Origin of the sequence: Streptomyces sp. x-80 (genome assembly GCF_046549095.1) — a bacterium.
GTDB classification, from domain to species: domain Bacteria; phylum Actinomycetota; class Actinomycetes; order Streptomycetales; family Streptomycetaceae; genus Streptomyces; species Streptomyces celluloflavus.
In genome coordinates this window covers 360842-385446 of sequence record NZ_JAJPWM010000003.1, presented here as the reverse complement: position 1 = coordinate 385446, position 24605 = coordinate 360842, and the positions used below count along the sequence as shown (strand labels likewise).

21 protein-coding genes are annotated in these 24605 nt (G+C 71.4%); 6 read left to right on the top strand and 15 right to left on the bottom strand.

Annotated elements, in window-relative coordinates:
• Positions 1-307: 307 nt before the first annotated feature.
• The 5 genes from ACLJWH_RS07260 (at position 308) to ACLJWH_RS07240 (ending at position 5412) form a co-directional block, all read left to right on the top strand.
• Entirely contained in the window at positions 308-1759 is a 1452-nt protein-coding gene (locus ACLJWH_RS07260) for a DUF2252 domain-containing protein (RefSeq protein ID WP_411140744.1), read from the top strand.
• Between the two features lie 159 nt (positions 1760-1918).
• Positions 1919-2578 (top strand): hypothetical protein, encoded by a 660-nt coding sequence (locus tag ACLJWH_RS07255; protein WP_411140743.1) that lies wholly within the window; start codon positions 1919-1921, stop codon positions 2576-2578.
• A gap of 108 nt (positions 2579-2686) precedes the next feature.
• Complete coding sequence (locus tag ACLJWH_RS07250; RefSeq protein WP_411140742.1) at positions 2687-3535, top strand: thioredoxin domain-containing protein; 849 nt, start codon at positions 2687-2689, stop codon at positions 3533-3535.
• 146 nt (positions 3536-3681) lie between these two features.
• The gene (locus ACLJWH_RS07245; protein ID WP_411140741.1) at positions 3682-4404 is read left to right on the top strand and encodes a hypothetical protein; all 723 of its coding nucleotides are present in this window, start codon (positions 3682-3684) and stop codon (positions 4402-4404) included.
• Positions 4405-4464: 60 nt separating this feature from the next.
• Positions 4465-5412 carry a thioredoxin domain-containing protein gene (locus ACLJWH_RS07240; protein ID WP_411140740.1) on the top strand — a complete coding sequence of 316 codons (948 nt, stop codon included), beginning with the start codon at positions 4465-4467 and terminating at the stop codon, positions 5410-5412.
• A 129-nt stretch (positions 5413-5541) separates the two neighbouring features.
• Here the strand turns inward: ACLJWH_RS07240 and ACLJWH_RS07235 are convergent, their stop codons facing one another.
• The 5 genes from ACLJWH_RS07235 to ACLJWH_RS07215 all read right to left on the bottom strand — a co-directional run bounded on the left by ACLJWH_RS07235 (position 5542) and on the right by ACLJWH_RS07215 (position 10556).
• On the bottom strand, positions 5542-6153 hold the full coding sequence (locus ACLJWH_RS07235) for a dienelactone hydrolase family protein (RefSeq protein ID WP_411140739.1): 612 nt from the start codon (positions 6151-6153) through the stop codon (positions 5542-5544).
• A gap of 59 nt (positions 6154-6212) precedes the next feature.
• Entirely contained in the window at positions 6213-7808 is a 1596-nt protein-coding gene (locus tag ACLJWH_RS07230) for a Na+/H+ antiporter (protein ID WP_411140738.1), read from the bottom strand.
• A 120-nt stretch (positions 7809-7928) separates the two neighbouring features.
• A complete protein-coding gene (locus ACLJWH_RS07225) occupies positions 7929-8870 on the bottom strand; it encodes an RluA family pseudouridine synthase (RefSeq protein WP_411140737.1) in 942 nt (313 codons plus the stop codon).
• A 115-nt stretch (positions 8871-8985) separates the two neighbouring features.
• Positions 8986-9594, bottom strand: coding sequence for a signal peptidase II (gene lspA, locus ACLJWH_RS07220; RefSeq protein WP_411140736.1), 609 nt, complete (start codon positions 9592-9594; stop codon positions 8986-8988).
• A 119-nt stretch (positions 9595-9713) separates the two neighbouring features.
• On the bottom strand, positions 9714-10556 hold the full coding sequence (locus ACLJWH_RS07215) for a TraR/DksA family transcriptional regulator (protein ID WP_411140735.1): 843 nt from the start codon (positions 10554-10556) through the stop codon (positions 9714-9716).
• Between the two features lie 600 nt (positions 10557-11156).
• On the opposite strand from ACLJWH_RS07215, the gene ileS reads away from it, so the two are divergent.
• Positions 11157-14309 (top strand): isoleucine--tRNA ligase, encoded by a 3153-nt coding sequence (gene ileS, locus ACLJWH_RS07210; RefSeq protein WP_411140734.1) that lies wholly within the window; start codon positions 11157-11159, stop codon positions 14307-14309.
• A 268-nt stretch (positions 14310-14577) separates the two neighbouring features.
• Here ileS and ACLJWH_RS07205 read toward each other — a convergent pair whose 3' ends face one another.
• The 10 genes from ACLJWH_RS07205 to murD form a co-directional block, all read right to left on the bottom strand.
• The gene (locus ACLJWH_RS07205) at positions 14578-15669 is read right to left on the bottom strand and encodes a DivIVA domain-containing protein (RefSeq protein WP_411140733.1); all 1092 of its coding nucleotides are present in this window, start codon (positions 15667-15669) and stop codon (positions 14578-14580) included.
• A 49-nt stretch (positions 15670-15718) separates the two neighbouring features.
• On the bottom strand, positions 15719-16012 hold the full coding sequence (locus tag ACLJWH_RS07200) for a YggT family protein (protein WP_052854907.1): 294 nt from the start codon (positions 16010-16012) through the stop codon (positions 15719-15721).
• A gap of 71 nt (positions 16013-16083) precedes the next feature.
• A complete protein-coding gene (locus ACLJWH_RS07195; protein ID WP_052854910.1) occupies positions 16084-16704 on the bottom strand; it encodes a cell division protein SepF in 621 nt (206 codons plus the stop codon).
• Between the two features lie 123 nt (positions 16705-16827).
• Positions 16828-17547 (bottom strand): YggS family pyridoxal phosphate-dependent enzyme, encoded by a 720-nt coding sequence (locus ACLJWH_RS07190; protein WP_411140732.1) that lies wholly within the window; start codon positions 17545-17547, stop codon positions 16828-16830.
• A 3-nt stretch (positions 17548-17550) separates the two neighbouring features.
• Complete coding sequence (pgeF, locus tag ACLJWH_RS07185; RefSeq protein WP_411140731.1) at positions 17551-18306, bottom strand: peptidoglycan editing factor PgeF; 756 nt, start codon at positions 18304-18306, stop codon at positions 17551-17553.
• 13 nt (positions 18307-18319) lie between these two features.
• The gene (ftsZ, locus tag ACLJWH_RS07180) at positions 18320-19573 is read right to left on the bottom strand and encodes a cell division protein FtsZ (protein WP_411140730.1); all 1254 of its coding nucleotides are present in this window, start codon (positions 19571-19573) and stop codon (positions 18320-18322) included.
• Positions 19574-19856: 283 nt separating this feature from the next.
• Positions 19857-20684, bottom strand: a complete 828-nt coding sequence (locus tag ACLJWH_RS07175) for a cell division protein FtsQ/DivIB (RefSeq protein ID WP_411140729.1) — start codon at positions 20682-20684, stop codon at positions 19857-19859.
• Positions 20685-20706: 22 nt separating this feature from the next.
• Positions 20707-21795, bottom strand: coding sequence for an undecaprenyldiphospho-muramoylpentapeptide beta-N-acetylglucosaminyltransferase (gene murG, locus ACLJWH_RS07170; RefSeq protein ID WP_411140728.1), 1089 nt, complete (start codon positions 21793-21795; stop codon positions 20707-20709).
• A 6-nt stretch (positions 21796-21801) separates the two neighbouring features.
• Positions 21802-23142: a putative lipid II flippase FtsW gene (ftsW, locus tag ACLJWH_RS07165; RefSeq protein ID WP_411140727.1), complete on the bottom strand. Its 1341-nt coding sequence runs from the start codon at positions 23140-23142 to the stop codon at positions 21802-21804.
• A gap of 58 nt (positions 23143-23200) precedes the next feature.
• Complete coding sequence (gene murD / locus ACLJWH_RS07160; RefSeq protein WP_411140893.1) at positions 23201-24595, bottom strand: UDP-N-acetylmuramoyl-L-alanine--D-glutamate ligase; 1395 nt, start codon at positions 24593-24595, stop codon at positions 23201-23203.
• Positions 24596-24605 lie beyond the last annotated feature (10 nt).

The window sequence follows — 24605 nt, the reverse complement described above, 5'->3', positions numbered from 1 at the left end:
GGCGGGGCACCTCCCGGCGGGGGCGAGGGAGGTGGGTGAGACGGTTTCGAAGTCTACGACCCCCCAGTGACAACCGAGGCGATCCCAGGGCGGCACCGGGGCGACGCCGGAGGGCGCCGGAAGCCATCGGACGAGCGGCCCGGGAGGGGCACTCCCGCGAGGTCCCGCCCGTTGTCCGTGACGGATCCCGGCGACGGATCCCGGTGACATGTCTCCCCGGCCGGCCTCCGCGGCCGCTCCGGGGGACCGGGTTCCGGCGCCGGTCTCCGCCCCCTCTCCGCTGCCGTTCTTCAGGAGGCACTCAGCGATGTCGTCCCAGCACGCCCCGGCACAGGACGCCGCGCGGCGCGGCGAGCAGATCCTCGCCGTCTTCGACACCGCGTTCGCGGAGCCGCTCGCCGCCGGCCCCGCGGCCCTGCGGGGCACGTTCCGGAAGATGGCCGCCTCCGCCTTCGCCTTCTACCGGGGCGCGGCCTGCCTGTTCTACCGCGACCTGGCGGCCGGGCACGGAGCGCGGCCGGACGAGAAGGACAGTGCGGACAGGGCGTACGGGACGGACGGTGTCACCGCGGCCGGCCCGCACACCGGCAGCCCGCACACCGGCAGCCCGCACACCGACAGCCCGCACACCGGCCCGTATCTGGACGAGCGGACCAGCCGGGTGTGGATCCACGGCGATCTGCACGCCGGGGCGTTCGGCACGTACCTGGACGCCACGGGCCGACTGGTCCTCCACGCGGGCGGCTTCGACGAGGCGTACGTCGGGCCCTTCCTCTGGGACCTCCAGCGGTTCGCCGCCTCCGTCGCGCTGCTCGGCCACGCCAAGGCGCTCAGCGACGCGCAGATCACCGGCCTGGTGCGGACGTACGCCGCCGCCTACCGCGAGCGGATCCACGCGCTGGCCGCCGACGCGAAGAGCCCCGGCCGCGACGAGCTGCCGCCGCTCACCCTCGACACCGCCGAGGGTCCGCTGCTGGACACGCTGCGCGAGGCCCGTGCGCGCACCCGGAGCGGGCTGCTGGAGACGGTGACGGAGGTCCGCGACTTCGAGCGGCGGTTCTCGGCCGGCGCCGGGGCCGTCGAGCTGGACGCGGCGGCCCGCTACAAGGTCCTGGCGGCCTTCGACGGCTATCTGGAGACGCTGCCCGAGTCGAGCCTGGCCCACCCGGACGCGTACCGCGTCAAGGACGTGGTGGGCCGGCACGGCACCGGCCCGGCCGGAACACCCTCCTACGACATCCTCCTGGAGGGCGGCAGTGACGCCCTGGAGAGCGATGTGGTGATCTCCCTGCGGCAGGCGCGGACCCCGGCCGTCGCGCGGCACCTCACCGGCCCTCTGGTCGGCGGCCACTTCCGGCACGAGGGACACCGCGCCGCCGTCGCACAGCGCGCGCTGCAAGCACACGCCGACCCGTGGCTGGGCTGGACCGAGCTGGACGGCGCGGGTCATCTGGTCACCGAGCTCTCCCCGTACGCGGTCGGTCTGGACTGGCCGGAGCTCGACGACCCGGCGGAGATCTCGGCGGTGGTGGCCGGCCTGGGCCGGGTCACGGCGGCCCTGCACGCCGTGCCGGCCGGCGGCGGCCACGCCCTGGTGCCGTTCTCGGCCGAGCGCGCCATCGACGCGGCCATCGCGGCCGACGAGGAGGGCTTCGCCACGGTGCTGGTGGACTTCGCGCACTCCTACGGCGCGCGTGCCCGCCGCGACCACGAGATCTTCGTGGACCTCCTCCGCGACGGCCGGATCCCCGGCGTGTGAGGCCGCGCCGCGGAACCGCGCCGGCGTGCCCGGACCGCCCCGGCGCGACCGGGGCGCCAGAGCCGGTCCCGCCGGGCACCCACCGGGCGGATTCGCGGGACGTTCCGCCCCGAAGCCCCTTAGCCGGCACTTATCCCGGCCCATGGCACACTCGCACCAATGGACATCTCGGCGGCACACCTGCGGGCACTGCGCGCGGCGCTCTTCACGGCGCTGTGCGTGACGCTGTCCTCGGCGTCCCATGTGCTGCTGTCCCGTATGCCGCTGCCGGTGACCACCGTCGCCGCCCTCTCCCTCGCCGTGTACGCCCTCGCCTACGCGCTGGCCGGCCGGGAGCGCGGCTACTGGCGGATCGCCGCGCTGCTGCTCCCCCTGGAACTGGCCGCCGACACCGTCTTCAGCATCGGCCAGCACACCTGTTACGGACCGGCCGGCGGCCCGGTCACCGGCGCGCTGCGCTCGCTGGGCGTGGATCTGCTCTGCGGCGGCGGTTCGGTCGGCTCCCCGCTGACCCAGCTGTCCGGGGACGACGCCGCGCCCGTCTCGACCTGGCTGCTGCTGCTCGTGGCGCATCTGCTCATCGGGCTGCTGGCAGCCGCCTGGCTGCGCCGCGGCGAGGCCGCACTGGCGCAGCTGCTGGGCGCGGTGGCCGGTTTCGCCTTCCGGCCGCTGCTGATCGCCGTCGCGGTGGCCGGCCGGGCGCTCGCCCCGCGCCGCCCGGCGCCCGCTCCCGTGGGGGCCGTTCCGGCCACCGGCACCGCCCCCCTGCTCGTGCACTGTGTCGTGCGCCGTGGACCGCCCTGCGCGCTCGCTGCCTGAGGCCCCGGCCCGCGCAGCGCGCGTACGTACGCACCCCTAAGGGCGCGCGTACGCCTCCCGACAGCACGCACCCCCTTCCCACGGATTTCCCACGGAGCAGGTACAGCCATGAGCAACCGCAACAACCAGGCCAACAAGCAGGCAGCGCGCGAGCGGCTGCGCGCCGAGCGCGAGCGGCAGGCGAAGAAGGACCGGACCCGCCGGCAGCTGACGGTCGGCGGCGCGATCGTCGCGGTCCTCGCGATAGCCGGCGGTATCGGCGTGGCGGTCGCCAACTCGGGCGGCGACAGCGCCGGCGGCGGCGCGGCCGGCGACACCTGGGCGAAGGCCGCGAAGGCCACGCTCGTCAAGCCCGCCAACACCGCCGGTGCCAAGGGCACCGAGGTCGTCGTCGGCAAGGCGGACGCCAAGAACACCCTGGAGGTCTTCGAGGACCCGCGCTGCCCCGGCTGCGCCAACTTCGAGCAGAACGTCGGGGAGCAGATCCAGAAGGACGTCAAGGACGGCAAGTACAAGGCGTCCTTCCACGTGGGCACCTTCCTGGACGGCATGCTCAAGGGCACCGGCTCCAAGGACGCGCTGAGCGCCATGGGTGCCGCGCTCAACGTCGGCCCGGACGCCTTCCTGAAGTACAAGGAGGCGCTGTACTCGAAGGAGTACCACCCGGAGGAGACCGGCCCGGACAAGTTCGCCGACAACAGCTATCTGCTCAAGGTCGCCGACACCGTCCCGGCGCTCAAGGGCAACGCCGCCTTCCAGAAGGCCGTCAAGGACGGCACGTACGACCGGTGGGCGCTGGAGATGTCCGACGCGTTCGACTCGGTCAAGGACGTCACCAGCACCCCGACGATCAAGCTGAACGGCGCGGTGCTGGGCACCGACGGCGAACGGGGCAAGGTGGCCCCGGCCACGCTGGACGCTTTCAACTCGATGGTCGACAAGGCCCTGAAGTCCTGACCTCCCGCCGTGCCCGGCCGGCCGCCGGGCACGGCTGACCGCCGGGCACGGCTGACCGCGGCATTCCCGGCCGGCGCGCGAGCTGCGCGCCGGCCGATGCCAAATCTTGACCCGGCCTTCCGTCGTGTTCATGGCAGACTCCCGGCATGCAGGGGACGGGAGTGCGCCCGGTGGCCCGGCCGGCGGTGCACCTCAGGGTGGTGCGGGCCGCGCTGTTCACCGCGCTCTGCGTCACCCTGTCCGCGGCCTCCCACGTCCTGCTCTCGCGTGCCCCGTTACCGCCCGCGACGGTCGCCGCGAGCTGCGCCGCCGTCTTCGCCGCCACGTACGCGCTGGGCGGCCGGGAGCGCGGCTACTGGCGGATCGCCGCCCTCCTGATACCGCTGGAGCTGGCCGCCGACACCGTCTTCACCGCCGGGCAGCACACCTGTTACGGACCGGCCGGCGGTCCGGTCACCGGCCCGCTGCGCGCGGTCGGCGTCGAACTGCTCTGCCGGGGCGGCGAGCTGGGCACCCCGCTGGCCCGGGTGGCCGCCCATCCGGGCGGCCCGCTGCCGCCCGCCGTACCGGTGGCCGCCCCCTGGCTGCTGCTCGCCGCGCATCTGGCGGTCGGGCTGCTCGCCGCCGCCTGGCTGCACCGCGGGGATGCCGCACTGGACCGGCTGCTGCGCGCGGTGGCCGCGTTCGCGTTCCGGCCGCTGCCGCGCGCGGACGCCGCCGCGCCTCCCCCGCCCCGCCGCCGGATCCGGCCGCCGCATCCCGTGCTGCCGGCCCGCCCGCGGCCCCACCTCGTGCACTGCGTACAGCGCCGCGGCCCGCCCCCCGCGCCCGCACGGCAGGGGCACCACCACCGCCCCGCCGCCGTCTGAGCAGTCCGTACGAGAGTCGGCGGCAGCCCGCCGCAGCACCGAGGGGACCGGGACACACTCATGAGCAACCGCAACAACCAGGCCAGCAAGTCGGCAGCCCGCGAACGGATCCGTGCCGAGCGCGAGCGGCAGAAGAAGAAGGAGAAGGTGCGCCGCCAGCTCGTCGTGGCGGGCGCGGTGATCGGCGTCCTGGCGATCGCCGGCGGCATCGGTTACGCCGTGCTGAAGGCGAACGAGCCCACCGGCTGGGAGGCCGCCAAGGAGGCCAAGCTCGTCGCACCGGCGCACACCCAGGGCGAGAACGGCACCGAGATCCTGATCGGCGGCAAGAACGCCAAGGAGACCCTGGAGGTCTTCGAGGACGTGCGCTGCCCGGCGTGCGCGGCGTTCGAGCAGAGCACCGGCCCGGCCCTGCTCAGGGACATCGAGGACGGCCGGTACAAGGTCCGCTTCACCATGTACACCTTCATCGACGGTATGGGCGGCGGCGAGGGCTCCAAGAAGGCGCTGAACGCGCTCGGCGCGGCGCTGAACATCAGCCAGGACGCCTTCTTGAAGTACAAGGCGGCGCTGTACTCCGCCAAGTACCACCCCGATGAGCGCGAGGACGTCTACGGCAAGAACTCCGAACTGCTCAAGGTCGCCGCCGAGGTACCGGCGCTGAAGAACAACAAGGCGTTCGAGACGGCGGTCGAGCAGGGCACCTACAACCGCTGGGTGATGGAGATGACGGCGCTGTTCGGCCGCAAGGGGGTCAAGGGCACGCCGACCTTCATGCACGGTGACAAGAAGCTGGTGATCCCCGAGGTACCGCAGCAGCAGATGACGCAGGAGCAGTACAACCAGCTCGCGCAGGCCAACTTCAAGAAGATGATCGACAAGGAGTTCGGCCCGGCGAAGGGGACCGCTCCGGGCCAGGACGCGGACAAGAGCGGCGGCAAGGACGGCGCCAAGGGCAAGGAGACCGGCGGCGGGAAGGGGATCCGCGAGGGCGAACCGACCCGGTAGACCGCACCGCCGGTGCCGTACGGGGGAACGGGCGGGCGCACTCACCGGGATGTCCGGGAATCCCCGGGGTCCTGGCTCCGGGGATTCCCGGGGCCAGGGCCGGTGCGCCGAGGGTTCCCGCGCCCGCCGCTACAGTCCGGCCAGGAACCCCAGCGCCACCCGCCAGGTGTGCTCCGCCGCCTCCGCGTCGTAGTCCGGCAGTTCGGGGTCGGTGTAGAGGTGGCCGGCGCCGGCGTAACGGAAGACCTCGACGTCCGCGCCGGCCCGCCGCATCTGGAGGTACCAGGCGTTCAGCCAGTCGTGCGGCTCGTACGGATCCGGGTCGGCTACGTGCAGCTGCACCGGGAGGTCGTCGGCGACGGCGTCCTCCGCGATGTCGGAGGTGCCGTGCAGCAGGAGCAGACCGCGGGTCTTCTCGTCCGCCAGCGCCAGATTCTGCGCGACCGAACCGCCGAAGGAGAAACCCGCGTAGACCAGACCGCGGTCGGAGTACGGCGCAGCGGCCAGAACGGCCCGCTTGAGCAGTTCGTCCTTGCCGATGGCGTCCTTGATGGCCATCCCGTCCTGCACCGAACCGGCGGTCCGGCCGTCGAACAGATCGGGGACGATCACCTCGTGCCCGGCGGCGCGCAGCCGGTCCGCCCCGGCGTGCACCGCGGGGCGCAGTCCGCACACCGAATGGAACAGGACAATCGTCGAAGAACCGCTGGCCGCGGACTCGGTGGAGGCCGGCACTGACATCACTCCCTGGGGTTTGCTCGCTCTTCCCCCATCGTGCCAGCTGCCACTGACAGTTCCGCTCACTGCGTGGCGCGCAGGCTGCGCATGTCCAGATGGCGCAGCACCCGGTCCACGATCTCCGGGTCGGCACCCGGTTCGCTGCGCGCGGCGAGCACCTCGTGCCGGGCCGCGGAGAGCATCTCCCCGTGGATGCGCTGCACCTTCTTCATCCGCGTGATCCGCTTCTCGAAGTGCTCGCGCCGCTCGTCGTCCATGATCTCCGGCGAGATCCGGGCGCCGATGTCGTACGCGCGCCGGGACAGCTGGTCGGTGATCTCCTCGGGCAGCTCCTCGACCTCCATGATCTCCCGCAGCCGCCGCTTGGACGCCTTGATCACCCGGAGCGCCAGCTCCCGCTCCAGCGCGTCCTCGGCATCGGTGTCGGCCCGCACCCGGAGCTTGCGCACCAGCCAGGGCAGGCTCAGGCCCTGGACTACCAGAGTGGTGAGCACCACCGCGAAGGCGATGAAGAGGATCTCGTCACGGGCCGGGAAGTCCGTGCCGCCGTCGACGGTGTACGGGATGGCCAGCGCCAGCGCCACCGAGGCCACCCCGCGCATCCCGGACCACCACATGATGACCGTCTCGCGCCAGCTCAGTGGGATGTCCTCGTCGTAGTCGCGGCGCTTGTGCATCCGCTTGGCCAGCCAGGCGGCGGGCAGCAGCCACAGCAGGCGGACGGCGACGACCACACCGACGACGGCCGCGGCCGCGCCGAGCATCTCGGCCCACCGCCCGGACGCGGTGCCGAAGATGTTGTGCATCTCCAGGCCGATCAGCCCGAAGGCGACACCGGTGACGAGGGTGTCGACGACTTCCCAGAAGGTGTATCCGGCGAGCCGGCCCATCACGTCGTCGGCGTCGACGGCGTACTCGGCCAGGAAGAGCGCACTGGTCAGCACCGCCAGCACCCCGGACCCCTGGAACTCCTCGGCGAGTACGTACGCGACGAACGGCACCAGCAGCGTCAGGCCGATCTGCAACGTCGGGTCGCCGAGCCGCCCCATCAGCTTGTTGGCGGCCCAGCCGAGCACCAGCCCGACCGCTATGGCCACGACCGCGGACAGCACCAGCGAACCGACCGCGGCGGGGGCGGAGAAGGTGCCGCTGACGGCCGCGGCGAGCGCGACGTGGTAGAGCACGATCGCGGTGACATCGTTGAACAGCCCCTCGCCCTCCAGGATGGAGACCATCCGGCGGGGCAGTCCGAGCTTGCCCGCGACGGCGGTCGCGGCGACCGGGTCGGGCGGGGCGACCAGCGCGCCGAGCACCACGGCGCCGGCCAGCGGCAGACCGGGCACGACGGCCTGGGCGACCGCGGCGACGGCGGCCGTGGTGGCGAAGACGAGGGCGACGGCGAGCAGCAGGATCGGCCGGAGGTTGGCCGTGAACTGCCGCCAGGAGGTGCGTTGCACGGCGGCGTAGAGCAGCGGTGGCAGCACCAGCGGGAGGATGAACTCGGGCGGCACCTCGACGTTGGGCACGAACGGCAGCAGCGCCAGCACGGCCCCGAAGAGGGTCATCAGCACCGGTGAGGGAAGCCCCAGCCGGTCACCGACCGGGACCGTGACCACAGCCCCGAGGAGAAGAACGAACATCAGGGCCAGCTGGTCCACGGTGGCTACGCTCCGGGGTCGGTTTCGATCGTTTTCCGCCCCAAGCCTGCCACGACACCGGTCGGTATCCGTCGCGGCCGGTGCCGCGGGTGGCCGGACCGGTGTCCGGCCACCGCGGTATCAGGCACTCTCGTCCCGGACGGTGTCCAGGGCGCGCTGGAGGTCGTCGGGGTAGGCGCTCTCGAACTCGACCCAGCTGCCGTCGGAGGGGTGCTCGAAGCCCAGCCGCACGGCGTGCAGCCACTGGCGGGTGAGCCCGAGCCGCTTGGCGAGCGTGGGGTCGGCGCCGTAGGTCAGGTCACCGGCACAGGGGTGGCGGTGCGCGGACATGTGCACCCGGATCTGGTGGGTGCGGCCGGTCTCCAGCTTGATGTCGAGCAGACTGGCCGCCCGGAACGCCTCGATCAGGTCGTAGTGCGTGACCGACGGCTTGCCCTCGGCGGTCACGGCCCACTTGTAGTCGTGCTGCGGGTGCCGGCCGATGGGGGCGTCGATGGTGCCGCTCATCGGGTCCGGGTGGCCCTGGACGAGGGCGTGGTAGCGCTTGTCGACCGTACGCTCGCGGAACTGCTGCTTGAGGAGGGTGTAGGCGCGCTCGGACTTGGCCACCACCATCAGCCCCGAGGTGCCGACGTCGAGGCGGTGCACGATGCCCTGCCGCTCGGCCGCGCCGGAGGTGGAGATGCGGTAGCCGGCCGCGGCGAGACCGCCGATGACCGTGGTGCCGCTCCAGCCGGGGCTCGGGTGCGCGGCGACGCCGACCGGCTTGACGATCACGACGATGTCGTCGTCGTCGTGCACGATCTCCATGCCCTCGACGGGCTCGGCGACGATCTCCACGGGCACCGCGGGCGCCGGCATCTCGACTTCCAGCCAGGCACCGCCCTGTACCCGCTCGGACTTCATCACCTCGGACCCGTCGACCCGGACCTTCCCGGCCGCGGCCAGTTCGGCCGCCTTCGTACGGGAGAAGCCGAACATGCGGGCCAGCGCGGCGTCGACGCGCTCGCCCTCCAGGCCGTCCGGTACGGGCAGGGTGCGGATCTCGGGAACGGTGCTCACCCCACGAGTATGGCAGTCCCGCCGCGGTGCCCTTCCCGGGTCCGCCCCGGGGCCCGCCCGGCCCGGCCCCGGTGGCGGGTGGCCGGCCGCCGGGGCCCGGCGGCCGCCCGGCCCGTCAGTCCTTGTGGAGCGTGCCGTCGGGGTCGAGCCCGCGGAAGGAGAGGATCACGATCAGGATGCCGCCGCAGACGATCGCGGAGTCGGCGAGGTTGAAGACCGCGAAGTGCGCCGGGCGGATGAAGTCGACCACCGCGCCCTCGAAGACGCCCGGCGCGCGGAAGATCCGGTCGGTGAGGTTGCCGAAGGCGCCGCCGAGCAGCAGCCCGAGGGCGATGGCCCACGGCAGGCTGTACAGCTTGCGCGCGATGCGGGCGATCACCACGATCACCACCGCCGCGATGATCGTGAGGAAGATCGTCAGCGCCTCGCCGATGCCGAAGGCGGCACCGCGGTTGCGGATCACGTCGAACTGGAGCAGCGTCCCGATGACCTGGATGGGCGCGTGGTACTCCAGCTTCGCGACCACCAGCATCTTGCTGCCCAGGTCCAGCATGTACACGACGGCCGCGACCAGGAGCAGTGCCAGGATCCGGCGCTTGCCCCGGCCCTCCCCCTGTTCCGGCTCCGGCTCCGCCGGCCGTCCCCCTTCGGCTCCCGATGCGGGATCCGATCCGGAACCCGGCTCGGATTCCGGCGTACCGGTGATGCGTTCCGCCTCTGCCACGTGTGAGTCCCTCAGCCCGTTGAGTCCGCGGCCAGGCCACGCCTGGCTGACCATGAGGGTACGGCACACGCTGGTGGCCGGGGCCGGTACGGGTGTCCGGCGACGGCCCCACGGCACCGTCAGGCGCGCCGCTCCTGCTTCTGCTTGCACTCCACACACAGCGTCGCGCGCGGGAACGCCTGCATCCGCGCCTTGCCGATCGGTTTGCCGCAGTTCTCGCACAGGCCGTACGTGCCCGCGTCCAGCCGGCCCAGCGCCCGCTCGGTCTGCGCCAGCATCTCGCGGGCGTTGGAGGCGAGCGCCAGTTCGTGTTCCCGGGTGATGTTCTTGGTGCCGGTGTCGGCCTCGTCGTCCCCCGCGCCGTCGCCGGAGTCCCGCATCAGCCCGGCGATGGCGGTCTCGGACGCGGCGATCTCGGTGCGCAGCCGCACCGCCTCGCCCATCAGCTCGGTCCGCGCCGCGGCGACCTCGTCCGGCGTCCAGGGGTCCTCGCCGGGCCGGACGGCGAGTTCGTCCGGCGCCGCGGCCGGTACCGCACCCGCGCGCTTCTTCGCCGCCACCTTCCCGGCACCCGTCTTCTTCGCCTTGGCAGCCGCGGTCCCGGACGGTGCCGTCTTCGTCTCCGCCGTCTTCGATGCCGCGGTCTTGGCGGCGGCGGTCTTGGCCGGGGCGGCCTTCGGAGCGGCTTTCGCGGCGGCGGTCCCGGCCGCCTTCTTGGCCGGGGCCTTGGCCGCCGGAGCCTTCTTGGCCGGGGTCTTCTTGGCCGGGGTCTTCTTGGCCGGGGTCTTCTTCGCCGTGCTCCCCACCGGGGCCTGCTCGGGGGTCGCCGTGCCGTGCGCCGCATCCACCGCGGCGTCCGCCGCCGTGGTCGCGTGCCGCTGCCCACCGGGCGCGGCCTTCTTCGCGGCGGCCTTCCCGGCGGGCGTCGTGCTCTTCTTCGCGGCGGTCTTTTTCGCCACCATGGCCGCGACCCCTTCACGTATATGATCTAGGTGATCTTGTTCGCGAATCGTGACGGGAACGATAAATCGCCACACGGCACGCGGCAACGGGACGCACCGCCCGCCGGCGCCCGCCGCCCGGCCCCCGAGCCCGGTCTGCCTCCGTTGTTCCCGGCTCCCCGCCCGGTAATCCGCCACCGCGAGGGGCACCGACCGCCCCGCGCACTCCGGCACCCGGTGTCTCGCCATTCGGGTCACGCCGTCCGCACCGCACCGCCGCCCGGCCCCACGCCCCCGCCCACCCGGAAAACCGGTCGGCCACTGTCACCGCGGCCCCGTACACTGGGCGCAGCGAGAGGCATTGATGGGACGAGTAGCGTCGTACGCAGCCGACAGCGACCCGGGGACGGTGTGAGCCCGGGGGCGTGCACGACGTGAAGATCACCCCGGAGTCGCCGGAAGAAAGCCCGCGGGTCACCCCGGAGGCGAGTAGAACCGGCAGCGCGACCCCAATGAGGGGGCGGTGCAGCGGCACCGCCAAGGAGGGTGGTACCGCGGGAGCGCGAGCTCTCGTCCCTCCGGACGGAGAACGCAGCAGGTGTCCGCCGGAGGAAGCCCCCGATGAGTCCGCAGCCCCAGTACCGCCAGGTGCCCGCCCAGGTAGACCTTCCCGCCCTTGAGCACGCCGTGCTCGATTTCTGGCAGGAGCAGAAGGTCTTCGCCCGTACCCTCCAGCAGTCCGAGGGACGGCCCGAGTGGGTCTTCTACGAAGGTCCCCCGACCGCCAACGGCATGCCCGGCGCCCACCACATCGAGGCGCGCGTCTTCAAGGACGTCTTCCCCCGGTTCCGCACGATGCAGGGCTACCACGTCGGCCGCAAGGCCGGCTGGGACTGCCACGGCCTCCCGGTCGAGCTGGCCGTGGAGAAGGAGCTGGGGTTCAACGGCAAGAAGGACATCGAGGCGTACGGCATCGCCGAGTTCAACGCCAAGTGCCGTGAGTCGGTGACCCGGCACACCGATGCCTTCGCCGAGCTCACGACCCGCATGGGCTACTGGACCGACCTCGACGACCCGTACCGCACCATGGACCCCGACTACATCGAATCGGTGTGGTGGTCGCTCAAGGAGATCTTCGGCAAGGGCCTGCTGGTCCAGGACCACCGCGTCGCCCCCTGGTGCCCGCGCTGCGGCACCGGCCTGTCGGACCACGAGCTGGCGCAGGGCTATGAGACGGTCGTCGATCCCTCGGTCTTCGTCCGCCTCCCGCTGACCTCGGGCCCGCTGGCCGGCCAGGCCGCGCTGCTGATCTGGACGACCACCCCCTGGACCCTGGTCTCCAACACCTCGGTCGCCGCGCACCCCGACGTCACCTATGTCGTCGCCACCGACGGCACCGAGCAGCTGGTCGTCGCCGAGCCGCTGCTGGCGAAGGCCCTCGGCGAGGGCTGGACGGCCACCGGCCGGTCCTTCACCGGCCGCGAGATGGAGCGCTGGGCCTACGAGCGCCCCTTCTCCCTCGTCGAGCTGGAGGGCGCCAACTTCGTCGTCAACGCCGAGTACGTCACGACCGACGACGGCACCGGCCTCGTCCACCAGGCCCCGGCCTTCGGTGAGGACGACCTCAGGACCTGCAAGGCGTACGACCTGCCGGTGATCAACCCGATCCGCCCGGACGGCACCTTCGAGGAGGAGCTGGCGCTGGTCGGCGGCCAGTTCTTCAAGAAGGCCGACGAGGCGCTCGTGGCCGACCTCGACGCCCGCGGCCTGCTCTTCCGGCACGTCCCGTACGAGCACAGCTACCCGCACTGCTGGCGCTGCCACACCGCGCTCCTCTACTACGCCCAGCCGTCCTGGTACATCCGCACCACCGCGGTCAAGGACGCCCTGCTGCGGGAGAACGAGAACACCAACTGGTTCCCGGATTCGGTCAAGCACGGCCGGTTCGGCGACTGGCTGAACAACAACATCGACTGGGCGCTGTCCCGCAACCGCTACTGGGGCACTCCGCTGCCCATCTGGCGCTGCGCCGAGGACCACCTCACCTGCGTCGGCTCGCTCGCCGAACTTTCCGAGCTGACCGGTACCGACCAGTCGGGGCTGGACCCGCACCGCCCCTTCATCGACGACATCACCTTCGCCTGCCCGACCTGCCAGGGGACCGCGACCCGCGTCCCCGAGGTCATCGACGCCTGGTACGACTCGGGTTCGATGCCGTTCGCGCAGTGGGGCTACCCGTACCGCAACAAGGAGCTCTTCGAGAAGCGCTATCCGGCGCAGTTCATCTCGGAGGCCATCGACCAGACGCGCGGCTGGTTCTACACCCTGATGGCGGTCGGCACCCTCGTCTTCGACAAGTCGAGCTACGAGAACGTCGTCTGCCTGGGCCACATCCTCGCCGAGGACGGCCGGAAGATGTCCAAGCACCTGGGCAACATCCTCCAGCCGATCCCGCTGATGGACCAGCACGGCGCCGACGCGGTCCGCTGGTTCATGGCCGCCGGCGGTTCGCCCTGGGCCGCCCGCCGGGTGGGCCACGGCACCATCCAGGAAGTCGTCCGCAAGACCCTGCTGACGTACTGGAACACCGTCGCCTTCCAGGCGCTCTACGCCCGTACGTCCCAGTGGGCACCGTCCGCGGCCGACCCGGCCCCCGCCGACCGCCCGCTGCTGGACCGCTGGCTGCTCGGCGAGCTGAACACCCTGGTCGATCAGGTCACCCGGTCCCTTGAGGAGTACGACACCCAGCGGGCCGGCAAGCTGCTGTCCGCGTTCGTCGACGACCTCTCCAACTGGTACGTCCGCCGCTCGCGCCGCCGCTTCTGGCAGGGCGACGCGGCCGCGCTGCGCACGCTGCACGAGGTCATCGAGACGGTCACCCGGCTGATGGCGCCGCTCACCCCGTTCATCACGGAGCGGGTCTGGCAGGACCTGGTCGTGCCGGTCACCCCGGACGCCCCGGACTCCGTCCACCTCTCCAGCTGGCCGGTCGCCGACCCGGAGCGCACCGACGCGACACTGTCCACGCAGATGCTGCTGGTGCGCCGGCTGGTCGAGCTGGGCCGGGCGGCCCGCGCCGAGTCCGGTGTGAAGACCCGTCAGCCGCTGTCCCGCGCGCTGGTCGCGGCCGCCGGCTTCGCGGAGCTCTCCGCGGACCTGCGCGCGCAGATCGCCGAGGAGCTCAACGTCGCCTCGCTCGCCTCGCTCTCGGAGGTGGGAGGTTCCCTGGTCGACACCACTGCGAAGGCGAACTTCCGCGCCCTGGGCAAGCGGTTCGGCAAGGGCGTCCAGGCGGTCGCCAAGGCCGTCGCCGACGCGGACGCCGCGGCGCTCTCGCTCGGGCTGCGCAACGGTACGGCGAGCGTCGAGGTCGACGGCGAGACCGTCACCCTGGCCCCCGACGAGGTCATCATCACCGAAACCCCGCGCGAGGGCTGGTCGGTGGCCTCCGACTCCGGTGCCACCGTCGCACTCGACCTGGAGATCACCCCGGAGCTGCGCCGGGCGGGCCTGGCCCGCGACGCCATCCGGCTGATCCAGGAGGCCCGTAAGAACAGCGGGCTGGACGTCGCCGACCGGATCGCGCTGCGCTGGCGGTCCACCGACGACGAGGTGCGTACGGCACTGGCCGACCACGCCGGTCTGATCTCCGACGAGGTGCTCGCCACCGCGTTCGTGGACGAGCACGGCGCCACCGGCGAGGACACCACCGGCTACGGCGAGCCCTTCACGGACGAGGGCCTGGCTCTCACCTTCCAGCTCCGCAAGGCGTAGTCACCTGGCCGTGTTGACGGTGCCGCCGTAACGGCCGCACTCGTCGCCGCCACCGCGGCCCGACATCGCACGAAGCCCCCCGGCACTTCCCGCGCCGGGGGGCTTCGCCGTCCGCAGCCACCGCGTCCGGACCACGGGTCCGCCGAACCGGTCTCCCGACCACCCGGCACTCAGCACTCGGCACCCGGCATGCAAAAGGGCCGGGCCCCGAGAGGAATGTTCCCTCGGGGCCCGGCCCTGATTGCCTACTACACGCGCGGTGCGGACGTCAGTTGTCGTCCTCGTCGATGAGGAAGCCGCGCATCGGCGACGGCGCCTGCTGCATCGGCTGCGGGCTCTGCGGCCGCACCGGTGCCATCGGCTGGGTCATCGCGGGCGACATCTGCTGCTGGCCGCCGTACGACGGAGCGCCGCCGGACGGACCGCCGTGGCCGCCCATCGACGGGCCACCGCCCATGGAGTGGCCGCCACCCATGCTCGGTGCACCGGCCGACGCCATCGACGGCGACGGCGGCAGCGAAGCGGTCGCCGGGGTCCGCGGCGGGGCGAGCGAGTCGTCAGCCTGGTTCTCCAGCTGACGCAGCTGGCTCTCCAGGTACGACTTCAGCCGCGTGCGGTACTCGCGCTCGAAGCCGCGCAGGTCCTCGACCTTGCGCTCCAGCGTGGCGCGGGCGGACTCCAGCGAGCCCATCGCCACGCGGTGCTTCTCCTGCGCGTCCCGCTCCAGCGCATCGGCCTTGGCGCGGGCGTCCCGCTCCAGGCCCTCGGCACGGCTACGCGCCTCGCCGACAATCTTGTTGGCCTCGGAACGGGCCTCCGCGATCGCCTGGTCGGCAGTCTGCTGTGCCAGGGACAGCACGCGGGCCGCGCTGTCGCCACCGGGGCCACCCTGCTGGGGCGCCTGCGGCAGCTGCTGCGGACCGCCGGGGCCGCCCATCGGGCCACCGAGCGGACCGCCGGGGCCCATCGGACCGGGTCCGTGCGGACCCTGCGGGCCATGGCCACCAGGGCCGGGGGGCAGCTGAGGTGCACCGCCGGGCAGTTGGGGAGGGCCACCCATCCCCTGCTGCTGCGGGACCGGCTGCGGACCGGATATGGCAGCGGGCACCGGAGCACCCTGGCGTTGCTGCTGCTGATCCTGCGGGTCCGGTTTACGCATGCCCTGCTGTTGTTGGTTCTGCGCGGCGGCACGCGTGGCGGCGGCCAGCTTGGCGCGCAGGTCCTCGTTCTCCCGCAGAAGACGGGTCAGTTCGGCTTCGACCTCATCGAGGAAGGCATCGACCTCGTCCTCGTCATAGCCTTCTCGGAGGCGGACGGTCGTGAACTGCTTGTTCCGCACGTCCTCGGGGGTCAACGGCATCTCTACTTCACCTCAACGTAGTCGTCGGCAATCGGCAAGACCGTATCGTTCACACCAACAACACCGACCTCACGACGGTGATCAGGATGTACACGATGATCATCAATACGAAGAAGGACAGGTCGAGCGCCACGCCCCCGAGACGCAGCGGCGGGATGACCCGCCGCAGAAGCTTGAGTGGCGGATCAGTGACAGTGTAGGCGGCCTCCAGAATGACCACCATCGCCTTGCCGGGTTGCCATGAACGGGCGAACTGGAAGACATAGTCCATCACCAGCCGGAAGATCAACACGATCAGGAAGCAGTACAGCGCGATATAGATCACCTGACCAGCGACGTTCATCTCGCGCGTCCCTCTCCCCTTGCCTTGCCTCTGTGTTGGCCTCGCGGCCTCGGTGTGCCCGGTGTTGCGTCTCAGCTCTGGTTGAAGAACCCGCCCTCTGCGATACGGGCCTTGTCCTCCGCCGTGACATCGACGTTAGCAGGCGACAACAGGAACACCTTCTGCGTCACCCGTTCGATACTGCCGTGCAGACCGAAGACGAGTCCGGCGGCAAAGTCGACAAGTCGCTTCGCGTCCGTGTCGTCCATCTCCGTGAGATTCATGATCACCGGAGTGCCCTCACGGAAGTGTTCCCCGATGGTACGGGCTTCGTTGTAGGTCCGCGGGTGCAGTGTGGTGATGCGGTAGGGCTCCCGCTCGGACACAACCTTGGGCATGATCACCGGTGCGTTCTTCTCCAGATTCGGGCGGTCGGGTGTGATGGATGCCACGGGGGCGATTCGGGCGGGTCGTCCGCTTTCCGCGGCGAGCGAAGCGGGCTCGCGCTGCGCCGGAGGCTGCACGGCCCGGACCGGTTCCTCCCGCTCCGGGCGTGTCTCGGCCTGCACTTGGTGCTGTTGACGCCGCCCCCTGTCCGGCTCCGGGTCAAGCTCGGGCTCGAACTCGTCGTCGGGGTCGAAACCCCGGCCGTCGTACCCATCGTCCTCCACGAGGCCGAGGTAGACCGCCATCTTGCGCATCGCGCCGGCCATTCTCTGCGTCCTCCGCTCTGTGGTGGATCGGCTCCGTCACCGGGCGCCTTGGATCCACTCGGTCTGCCCACATGTTTGCGGGAATGACCATATTTTGTGCTGTGGTCCGACTTCTTGGCGACGTTACCCGAGCCGTGGTCGGACTCCGAGTACCGCAGTGCCGACGCGCACATGTGTCGCCCCGGCCGCCACGGCGTCTTCGAGGTCCGCGCTCATGCCCGCTGACACCATGTTGGCAGCAGGATGGGCCGTGCGCAGGTCGGACGAGATTTCCATCAGCCGCTCGAAAGCGGCGAGTTGGCGGGCGGCGTACGGTCCGGCCAGCGGTGCGACCGTCATCACACCGTCCAGGCGCAGACCTTGGGCCGCCGTCACCGCCTCCGCGAGCGCGGCGACGCCGTCCGGTGCCACCCCGCCGCGGTCGCCCCGCTCCCCCGACCCGGCGTCAAGCGCCACCTGGATCAGGCAGCCCAGCTCCCGTCCGGCCCGGACGGCTTCTCCGGAGAGCGCCGTGACAAGCTTGGCCCGGTCGACCGACTGCACAACTCCGGCATAACCGGCCACAGAACGTACCTTGTTCGTCTGCAATTGACCAACGAAGTGCCAAGTAAGCGGCAAATCAGCGCATTCTGCGGCTTTTGGCGCCGCGTCCTGATCGCGGTTCTCCGCGACGTGCCGCACTCCCAGCTCGGCGAGCAGCCGGACATCGCTCGCCGGATAGGTCTTGGTGACCACGATCAGGGTCACCTCGTCACGCGGCCGGCCGGCCTTGGCGCACGCGGTGGAGATACGGTCCTCCACCCGCGCCAGGTTCTCGGCCAGTTCAGTTCTGCGGTCCGTCATGACTCAGCCCTCCCCACCTTCGGCGGGGGTGACCCCGACCCATACATAGCTCGCGAGCCGCCCCGTGGTGCGGTCGCGCCGATAAGAGAAGTGGTCCGCCGATTCCCGCGTGCAGACGTGGGAATCCTCACGGACCGATACCCCCGCCGCGGCGAGCTGGGCCCGTACCCCCGCGGTGACATCCACCGCCGGGGTGCCCCAACTGGTCGTCGACCACGCCTGCGGGACCACCGCGGCGACCTCGGAGCGCATCGCCTCGGGCACTTCGTAACAGCGCCCGCAAACCGCGGGTCCGGTGCGGGCCACGATCCGGGCCGGTTCCGCGCCCAGTGCGGCCATCGCCTCGACCGCCGCGGGGACGACCCCGGCGACCAGCCCCGGCCGGCCCGCGTGCGCGGCCCCCGCGATCCCGGCGACCGGGTCGGCGAGGAGAACGGGAGTGCAGTCGGCGGTCAGGACGGCGAGGGCGAGTCCCCGACGGGCGGTCACCACCGCGTCCACACAAGGGATGTCTTCCGTACGCCACGGCCCGTCGACCACCGCCACGTCCCGGCCGTGCACCTGGTGCATCCAGACGACCGACGCCGGATCGAGGCCGAGGTCCCGGGCCGCGAGCTCGCGGTTGGTCCGTACCGCCCGCGGGTCGTCGCCGACCGCGCCGCCGAGATTGAGCTGGTCAAACGGAGCGGCGCTCACCCCGCCCCACCTGTCGGTGAAGGCGAAGTGCGCGCCGCTCTCGTAGTGCTGTTGTCCTATCACTTGCGTGCTTCGGCTACTTCAGGAAGTCGGGTACGTCCAGTTCCTCGGCCGCGGTGTCCGTATACGGACGGGCCTGGGGAACCTGCGGGGTGTTCGCCGGGGGTGCCGGCACCTCGCCCAGCACGGAGCTGTCGGCCGGACCGGCCGCTCCGGCACGCTCCGCGGCGGAGCCGCCCACGTCCCGTACGGGCACCGCACCGAGGCCGCCGAAGGCCGACGGCCGCGGCTCGGCCGGGGTGACCGGACGGCTCGGGGCCGGTACGGGCTCGTCCCGCTTCGCGGCGGACAGGCCGGTGGACGCGTCACGGCGGGCCGGCGGCTGACCGCCGTCGAAGCCCGCGGCGATGACCGTCACCCGGACCTCGTCGCCCAGCGCATCGTCGATGACCGCACCGAAGATGATGTTGGCCTCGGGGTGCGCGGCCTCGCTGACCAGCTGCGCGGCCTCGTTGATCTCGAAGAGACCGAGGTCCGAACCGCCGGAGATGGAGAGCAGCACACCGCGAGCGCCGTCGATGGACGCCTCCAGGAGCGGCGAGGAGATCGCCATCTCCGCGGCGGCCACCGCGCGGTCGTCGCCGCGCGCCGAGCCGATGCCCATGAGCGCCGAGCCGGCCTCCGACATCACGGACTTGACGTCGGCGAAGTCGAGGTTGATCAGGCCGGGCGTGGTGATCAGGTCGGTGATGCCCTGGACACCCGACAGCAGCACCTGGTCCGCCGACTTGAACGCGTCGAGCACGCTCACCTGGCGGTCCGAGATGGACAGCAGCCGGTCGTTGGGGATGACGATGAGGGTGTCGACCTCTTCGCGCAGCTGCGCGATGCCGTCCTCGGCCTGGTTGGCGCGGCGGCGGCCCTCGAAGGTGAACGGCCGGGTGACCACACCGATCGTCAGGGCGCCCAGCGAGCGGGCGATGTTGGCGACGACGGGCGCGCCGCCGGTGCCGGTGCCGCCGCCCTCGCCCGCGGTCACGAAGACCATGTCGGCCCCCTTGAGGACCTCCTCGATCTCCTCGCGATGGTCCTCGGACGCCTTGCGGCCCACATCCGGGTTGGCGCCGGCGCCGAGTCCGCGCGTCATTTCGCGGCCGACGTCGAGCTTGACGTCGGCGTCGCTCATCAGCAACGCCTGCGCATCGGTGTTGATCGCGATGAACTCGACGCCCTTGAGCCCGACCTCGATCATCCGGTTGATGGCGTTCACGCCACCGCCGCCGATGCCGACGACCTTGATGACTGCGAGGTAGTTCTGCGGTGCTGCCACGTCGAAGGCCTCTCGCCTCGAGTTACGTGTCGTCGCCTCACATTCCGTGTGGACGCCGACTGATGCCGATGGGACGGTCCGTATCGCCGACCCGAACCCTAACGTTGAAGTTTAGGGTTACCTGTGCCTGTGTTCCTGGGTTCCATAGTCCCTTTGGAACGAGACACTAAGTCGACAAGTGGCGCGCGTTCAACGAACACGCCGAACCTCCCGTTTTTCTTTTCACCCTATGTGATCACCCATAGTGGTAGCCATCCAGGGTGCTGGCCTGCGGTGACGTACGTCAACTCCCCGACGTCGCCGGGGCACTGGGCACCGAGACGTCGAAGTGGCGCGCATCACGTGCCGCTTTCAGCAGCGCGGTGAGCACCTTCGCCTTCTCAGCGCCCTGTTCGCTGCTGCCCCACACGACCGTACGGCCCCCCGTCAGTTCGAGAGTGAGGGAGTCGTAGGACCGTACGCGGACCGTCCGCACATCCTTGCGCAGGGGCGCGGGCAGATCCCCGGCGACGTCGGCCGCCGCGCGCCGCAGCCGGTCGGTGCCGAACCGGTGCAGGCTCGGGGAGTCCGACGCCGCCATTTCCAGAAAGGGAACACCCTTGGGAGCGGCCGGAACAGTGGCGAAACGGACACCTTCGGCATCCACTTCGACAAACTTTTTGCCCGATCTCATCAGGAGTTCCGGTGTCCTTTCGGTCACTTCGAGACCGATGGTGTGCGGCCAGGATCGCACGACGTCAACGGTCTTGATGCGCGGAAGGCGCGCGCGCAGCCGTCGGGCCATCGCGTCGGTGTCCACAGAGACCAGCGGCGCGTTCATCTGGGCCTGCGCCGCCTCGATGACCTCATCCGGGGTCAGGACCTCGGTGCCCTCGGCCTTGACCTGCTCGACGCGGAGCCAGTCCGAACCGTAGAGGGTCCAGACGCCGAACGCGCCGAGCAGCACCGCGAGGATCGAGATGATGATCAGACCGCGGCGGCCCGGTACGCGAAAGGCACGGAAGGAACGGCGCAGCCGCGGGAACCGCCGTGTGCGGGACGCCTTCGAAGGGGGCGGGCCGGACCGCGACGCTTTCTTCCCGTCGCGCTTCGCGGTCGTCGGTCCGGCCACGCTCCCCTGCTCTCTCTCGTCGCTACTTGCTCTGCGCGATCGCCTCGTACACCATGCCGACCAGCAGCTCGTCGGCGTCCCGGCGGCCGAACTCGGAGGCCGCGCGGGACATCTCGTACAGCCGGTGCGGATCGGCCAGGACCGGGAGCACGGTGTTCTGCACCCACTCCGGCGTCAGCTGGGCGTCGTCGACCAGCAGGCCGCCGCCGGCGTTGACCAGCGGCTGGGCGTTGAGCCGCTGTTCGCCGTTGCCGATGGGCAGCGGGACGAAGGCGGCCGGGAGCCCGACGGCGGACAGTTCGGCGACGGTCATCGCGCCCGCGCGGCAGAGCATCATGTCGGCCGCGGCGTACGCGAGATCCATCCGGTCCACATACGGTACCGGGACATACGGCGGCATACCGGGCATGTTGTCCACGCGCGGCAGTTCATTCTTCGGGCCGACCGCGTGCAGTACCTGAATGCCGGAGCGCTGGAGCGCGGGCACGGCGGCCTGGATGACCTCGTTGAGCCGGCGCGCACCCTGGGAACCGCCGGACACCAGCAGCGTCGGGAGGTTGGGGTCGAGGCCGAAGGCGGCCCGCGCCTCGGGCCGGACGGCCGCGCGGTCCAGCGTGGCGATGGTGCGGCGCAGCGGAATCCCGACATAGCGGGCACCGCGCAGCTTGCTGTCCGGGGTGCTGACGGCGACGAACTTGGCGTACCGCGAGCCGATCTTGTTGGCCAGGCCGGGGCGGGCGTTGGCCTCGTGGACGATGATCGGCACGCCCCGCCGCTTGGCGGCCAGATAGCCGGGCAGCGCCACATAGCCGCCGAAGCCGACGACGCAGTCCGCCTTCGTGCGCTCCAGGATCTGCTCGGCGGCCTTGATCGTGCCGCGCAGCCGCCCGGGGACGGTGATCAGTTCGGGGGTGGGCTTGCGTGGCAGCGGTACGGCCGGGATCAGGCCGAGCTCATAGCCCCGCTCGGGAACGAGCCGGGTCTCCAGTCCCTTCTCCGTGCCCAGTGCCGTGATCCCCACGGTCGGGTCCTGCCTGCGCAGGGCATCCGCGAGGGCGAGCGCGGGCTCGATGTGGCCGGCGGTCCCCCCACCGGCGAGTACGACATGCACCGAAATTCACCGCTCTCCGGACGGTCGCTTCTTCACGCGCCGTCTCATCGATTTCCATCTCACCCCAGCCGGTTTCCTGCCGAAAACCGGTTGCCGCATGGCCAACGCCGCCCGTGCGGCGGGCTCGTCACGCGCGAAGGCGATCAGCAGCCCGACGGCGAACATCGTCGGCAGCAGGGCGGAACCTCCGAAGGAGAACAGCGGGAGCGGGACACCGGCGATCGGCAACAGGCCGAGCACCGCACCGATATTGATCATGGCTTGCACCATGATCCAGGTGGTCACACCTCCCGCGGCGTACCTCACGAAGGGGTCCTCCGTGCGTCCGGCCACGCGGATACCCGCATAGCCTAGAGCCGCGAAGAGGGCGAGTACCGACAGCGTCCCCGCCAGACCCAGTTCCTCCCCGGCGATGGCGAAGATGAAGTCGGTGTGCGGTTCCGGGAGTTCACCCCATTTTTCCATACTCGCGCCCAGCCCGGAACCGAAGAATCCGCCGGAAGCCAGCGCGTAAATACCGTGTACGGCCTGCCAGCACTGATCGCCGGGGCCCGGATCCGTGGCTCCGATGCAGGCGAGCCGGGACATCCGGTTGGCGCTCGTCTTGATCAGCAGCGCCGCGATCACGCCCGCGGCGGAGAGGACACCCACGAACAGCCGGGTGGGGGCGCCGGCCAGCCACAGCAGCCCGAAGAGGACCGCCGTGAGAATGACCGCAGTGCCCATGTCGCCGCCGAGCATGATCAGACCGAGCAGCAGGAAGGCGACCGGGATCAGCGGCACGAGCAGATGCTTCCACTGCGCGAGCAGCTTCCTGTCGTGCTTGCGGGCCAGCAGATCGGCGCCCCACAGGACCAGCGCGAGCTTGCCGAACTCGCTGGGCTGCATCTGGAAGACGCCGCCCAGGTTGAGCCAGTTCTGGTTGCCGTTGACGGCGACCCCGATACCCGGCACCTGCACCAGGCACATCAGGAACACCGAGCCCGCGAGCAGCGGATAGGCCAGCATGCGGTGCAGCCTGACGGGCATCCGGGCGGCGACCAGCATGAGTCCGCCGCCGAGGACGGCGGCGAGCAGCTGTTTGCGGAAGAAGTACGACGGTGCCAGACCGTACTGAAGGGCCTTGATCTGGGAGGCCGAGTAGACCATCACCAGCCCCAGCACGATGAGCAGAAGGCTGCCGCCGAGGACGAGATAGTAGGCGGTCAGCGGCCGGTCCCAGGCGCGTTTCGCCTGTGCGTACAAGCGCCGGGGACCGCCGAAGGCGCGGCCACCGCGCGGCGGCCGCCCCGTGGAGGGCCGGCGCGCCGGTCTCGGTGAGGCCGCCTTCGCCGATCGGGCCGTCATTCTCGTCCCCTCCACGGGTGCGCTCGCCGCCGGTGATGACGGCAGCGGGGAGAAACGGTCAGTGATCCGGTGCGGTCAGTTCGCGGACCGCGTCGGCGAAGGCATCGCCCCGCTTGGTGTAGTTCACGAACATGTCCATCGAGGCGCAGGCCGGGGCCAGCAGGACCGTGTCACCGGGCTCGGCCAGCCGGGCCGCTTCCCGGACCGCCTCGGGCATCGCCCCAGTGTCGGTCCGGTCGAGGTCGGCCACCGGCACATCGGGGGCGTGTCGCGCCAGGGCTTCGCGAATCAGCGCCCGGTCGGCGCCGATCAGCACCACACCGCGCAGCCGCGCGGCCGACTTCTGGACGAGCTCGTCGAAGGTCGCGCCCTTGGCCAGACCACCGGCGATCCAGACGATGTGCTCGTACGCCGCCAAGGACGCCTCGGCGGCGTGGGTGTTGGTGGCCTTGGAGTCGTCGATGTAGGCGACGCCGCCGATGTCCGCGATGTGCTGGATGCGGTGCGCGTCCGGGTGGAAGGCACGCAGCCCGTCGCGTACCGCCGTGGGGCGCACGCCGAAGGCGCGGGCCAGCGCCGCGGCCGCGAGGGCGTTGGCGATGTTGTGCGGGGCGGCGGGGGTGATGTCCGTGACCTCGGCCAGTTCCTGCGCCTGCTGCTGCCGGTTGGCCACGAAGGCGCGGTCGACGAGGATGCCCTCGACCACACCGAGCTGCGAGGGGCCGGGGGTGCCGAGGGTGAAGCCGATGGCCCGGCAGCCCTCCTCGACGTCGGCCCGGCGGACCAGGTCCTCGGTCGCGCTGTCCGCCGCGTTGTAGACGCAGGCGACGGTGTTGCCCTCGTAGACACGGCCCTTGTCGGCGGCGTACGCCGCCATGGAGCCGTGCCAGTCGAGATGGTCGGGGGCGAGGTTGAGGACGGTGGCGGAGTGCGGGCGTACGGAGGGCGCCCAGTGGAGCTGGTAGCTGGAGAGCTCGACCGCCAGGACGTCGTACGGCTCGTCCGAGAGGACGACGTCCACGAGCGGGACGCCGATGTTGCCGACGGCGGCGGTGCGCAGCCCCTCGGCCTCCAGGATGGCGGCCAGCATCCGGACCGTGGTCGTCTTGCCGTTGGTGCCGGTGACCGCGAGCCACGGCGGCGCGTCGGGACGGCGCAGCCGCCAGGCCAGCTCGACATCGCCCCATACGGGCACGCCGGCCTGCTCGGCGGCGCGGAAGAGCGGGCTGGTGGGCTTCCAGCCGGGGGTGGTGACGACGAGTTCGGTGCCCTCGGGGAGGGCGTCGCCGTCGCCGAGGCGGACCGTCACGCCCAGCGCTTCGAGCTCGGCGGCCTCGGCGCGCTGCCGCTCGCCGTCGCTGCCGTTGACGACCGTGACGGTGGCGCCGAGGCCGGCCAGGGCGCGGGCGGCGGGAACGCCGCTCACGCCGAGGCCGGCGACGGTGATGCGCATGCCGGAGAAG

Bases quoted from the DNA above. Each gene is read 5' to 3' on its own strand.
- ACLJWH_RS07190 (WP_411140732.1), bottom strand. From the start codon at position 17,547: ATGACGGACCGCAGAACTGAACTGGCCGAGAACCTGGCGCGGGTGGAG.
- ACLJWH_RS07255 (WP_411140743.1), top strand. From the start codon at position 1,919: ATGGACATCTCGGCGGCACACCTGCGGGCACTGCGCGCGGCGCTCTTC.
- ftsW (WP_411140727.1), bottom strand. From the start codon at position 23,142: ATGACGGCCCGATCGGCGAAGGCGGCCTCACCGAGACCGGCGCGCCGG.
- ACLJWH_RS07250 (WP_411140742.1), top strand. From the start codon at position 2,687: ATGAGCAACCGCAACAACCAGGCCAACAAGCAGGCAGCGCGCGAGCGG.
- ACLJWH_RS07235 (WP_411140739.1), bottom strand. From the start codon at position 6,153: ATGTCAGTGCCGGCCTCCACCGAGTCCGCGGCCAGCGGTTCTTCGACG.
- ACLJWH_RS07195 (WP_052854910.1), bottom strand. From the start codon at position 16,704: ATGGCCGGCGCGATGCGCAAGATGGCGGTCTACCTCGGCCTCGTGGAG.
- ACLJWH_RS07245 (WP_411140741.1), top strand. From the start codon at position 3,682: ATGCAGGGGACGGGAGTGCGCCCGGTGGCCCGGCCGGCGGTGCACCTC.
- ACLJWH_RS07200 (WP_052854907.1), bottom strand. From the start codon at position 16,012: ATGAACGTCGCTGGTCAGGTGATCTATATCGCGCTGTACTGCTTCCTG.
- ACLJWH_RS07215 (WP_411140735.1), bottom strand. From the start codon at position 10,556: ATGGTGGCGAAAAAGACCGCCGCGAAGAAGAGCACGACGCCCGCCGGG.
- ACLJWH_RS07240 (WP_411140740.1), top strand. From the start codon at position 4,465: ATGAGCAACCGCAACAACCAGGCCAGCAAGTCGGCAGCCCGCGAACGG.
- murD (WP_411140893.1), bottom strand. From the start codon at position 24,595: ATGCGCATCACCGTCGCCGGCCTCGGCGTGAGCGGCGTTCCCGCCGCC.
- ACLJWH_RS07205 (WP_411140733.1), bottom strand. From the start codon at position 15,669: ATGCCGTTGACCCCCGAGGACGTGCGGAACAAGCAGTTCACGACCGTC.
- ACLJWH_RS07260 (WP_411140744.1), top strand. From the start codon at position 308: ATGTCGTCCCAGCACGCCCCGGCACAGGACGCCGCGCGGCGCGGCGAG.
- ileS (WP_411140734.1), top strand. From the start codon at position 11,157: ATGAGTCCGCAGCCCCAGTACCGCCAGGTGCCCGCCCAGGTAGACCTT.